This window comes from Acinetobacter sp. GN11 (assembly GCF_054823985.1).
In genome coordinates this window covers 1-2,702 of record NZ_JRVL01000222.1, presented here as the reverse complement: position 1 = coordinate 2,702, position 2,702 = coordinate 1, and the positions used below count along the sequence as shown (strand labels likewise).

The window sequence follows — 2,702 nt, the reverse complement described above, 5'->3', positions numbered from 1 at the left end:
GTCATTCTGTCATTCTGTCATTCTGTCATTATTCATATCAACTTTCGCGTGTGCGCATTGTATAATCGGCATCATTTTGATGATATCCACGCTATAATCGAGTGGATTTTACATCTGACTTCATAACGAAAGAGTATTGATATGAGTTACAGCGATATCCCAGCAGGTAAAGATGCCCCAAATGACATCTATGTCATCATTGAAATTCCTGCAAATGCAGCACCAATTAAATATGAAATCGACAAAGATTCTGATGCATTGTTTGTAGACCGTTTCATGGGCACAGCAATGTTCTATCCAGCGAACTATGGCTATGTTCCAAATACTTTGTCTGAAGATGGCGACCCGTTAGACGTACTTGTTGTAACTCCACATCCTGTTGCTGCTGGTTCAGTCATTCGTTGCCGTCCAGTAGGCAAATTAAAAATGGAAGATGATGGTGGTATCGATGCGAAATTAATCGCTGTTCCACACGAAAAATTGTCTCCATTGTATAAAGATGTTAAAGAATATACAGATCTTCCTCCGCTATTGATTAGCCAAGTTGAGCATTTCTTCAGTCACTATAAAGATTTAGAACCAGGGAAATGGGTAAAAATCAGTGGTTGGGAAGGTGCTGATGTTGCTAAAGCTGAAGTATTAAAAGCAATTGAAGCTGCTAAATAAGCTTTAATTGATAAGGCTCAGAATGCCTCAATTGATATTCTGAGCTTAATAAAAAACCTACATCTGTTGCCAGACGTAGGTTTTTTATGCTTGATAAGTTTGTGAATTAGAATAATTTCACAGGAATATCAAGGAAGATACGCCATTCATTAGTGTCAGGCATATAATCTGCAGTATAAGCGTTATCTGCACGGTAGATCGAATTACGTAAACGTAAGCTTGAACCTTTAGCAAAACCATTTTGAACTGTGTATTTTACTTGGTTAAAGAATTCGCTTTCGCTTGAATCATCTGCACCGTTAGATGTTTTGATATCCCAACCATATACATAAGCTGTAGTCCAGTTTAGACCTGGTAATACACCTAACTTGCCAAAGTCGAGGCTATATTGGATTTGTGCAGATTTTTCATCATTACCAATGAAGTCAGACAAATAAGAGTTTGGCAAATAGACACTTTGACCGCCGTCTTGGTTTGAACCATAGTTATAACCAATGTTACCGCTGTTTTGTTGGTACGCTAACATCACACTATGTGGGCCAGTCGCATAAGTTCCTGAAACTGCCCAAATATTATTGGTTTTGTCTTCACCAGCTGGGCCAGTTGCGTATGACAATGAAGCGTTTTTATCAAATTTAGTATGATAACCACTGAAGTCATAAGTAAGTGAGCTGTCATTAGCAAGGGGTTGCTTGTAGTTCACATTCACATAATGACGATCAAGTTTGTCTTTTACATCAACGCCATAGTAAGAACCATTGAGTTGATCATCAAACTTATATTTTGCACCCCAAACAATTGCGCTATCTAAACCATTTTGGTCAGTTGCAATTTGGTCAGAATATTGGTTTTTAGTAAATTTACCAGCAACCACTTCTAAATCTTTAATTTCATGGCTAGTTAACAAAGTACCAGTGAAATATTCAGGCACCAAACGTGCAGTGTTGCTTGCAAGAACAGGCAAATCAAGTACTTGTGTACCATAACGTACCGTTGTATTCGAGAAGCGAGCTTTTACGCTACCACCACCACGTGTCCATTGATCGTACGGGTTTTCACGTACACCATTGTAACGAGGAATCATTTGGTTGCCGTTATTGTTATTTGCACCGATTTTGAATGAAAAATCACCAACAGCGCCTACACCGAAACCAACGATACCTTTAGTAAAACCGGAATCTAGTGTAACGATTGCTGTTTGAGCAAATGAACTGTCATCTTCAACGCCATTTTTTTTGTCGCGTTGAATATAACCTGTACGGAAGAGAATAGAACCGTTCGCATCTTCAACAAATCCTTTTGCCTCACTTTGCTCGCTTGCCTGAGCTGAGGAAATTATTGCCGCAGAAATGAGAACTGCTAATGTAAGTTTTTGTGCATTTAGCATATTTAAAGAACCTCATAAAAACGATAAATCCTGTGCCTTGTTATTGTTCAGGGCCTAGGATTTGAATCAATTGTATAAGTAATCTATAAAAAAGATATATTTTTGTTGATTTTATTTTATATATGCTATGCAGAAATTGATTAATGTGTTACTGGTTGTTTACTAAATTTACTATTAACCTTTTATACTTAATCTATTGTTTAAAATAAAAAAAGTAATTTATTTTTTAGTGTATTTTTACCATTTATTTTATATTCCAAGCTTAAAATATAGTTGATTCTTCTGTTTGTTTTTTGATCTTTTTTGGTGGATATGTTTACTTTTTAATCTCCATTGTAGTTGTTTTTTTCGACAGTTTATTTTAAATAGTTTTTAAATTGTTACTTTATAACGTTATTCTCAAGAGTGATGTGCAAAAATAGATCACTGTAAAAGACGAATAGAATTTAGTTTGGCTGGTCAAATTTAGTGCGATATTTTGCGTGAATTTTGTGCATTACTCTTTTTTCTCATATGACTGATTAAAAAAGACCCAAAATAGTTCATAAGTTTAAAAATAGAAAAATTAAAGAAATTTAATTAAATGAAATGCCCATTTACAGACCAGTAAAAGCCCAGCTTTAAGAAATTTACGTAATTTTTATATTTC

2 protein-coding genes are annotated in these 2,702 nt (G+C 35.2%); one reads left to right on the top strand and one right to left on the bottom strand.

Features of this window, described 5'->3' with window-relative positions; genetic code table 11:
* The first annotated feature begins 141 nt into the window (after nt 1-141).
* Nucleotides 142-666, top strand: a complete 525-nt coding sequence (gene ppa / locus NL42_RS16675) for an inorganic diphosphatase (protein WP_003654399.1) — start codon at nt 142-144, stop codon at nt 664-666.
* Between the two features lie 106 nt (nt 667-772).
* Here the strand turns inward: ppa and NL42_RS16670 are convergent, their stop codons facing one another.
* Nucleotides 773-2,053 carry an OprD family outer membrane porin gene (locus NL42_RS16670; RefSeq protein ID WP_151989351.1) on the bottom strand — a complete coding sequence of 427 codons (1,281 nt, stop codon included), beginning with the start codon at nt 2,051-2,053 and terminating at the stop codon, nt 773-775.
* Nucleotides 2,054-2,702 lie beyond the last annotated feature (649 nt).

What these genes read in the sequence shown, in the direction of transcription:
- NL42_RS16670 (WP_151989351.1), bottom strand. Translation starts at nt 2,053, where the DNA reads ATGCTAAATGCACAAAAACTTACATTAGCAGTTCTCATTTCTGCGGCA.
- ppa (WP_003654399.1), top strand. Translation starts at nt 142, where the DNA reads ATGAGTTACAGCGATATCCCAGCAGGTAAAGATGCCCCAAATGACATC.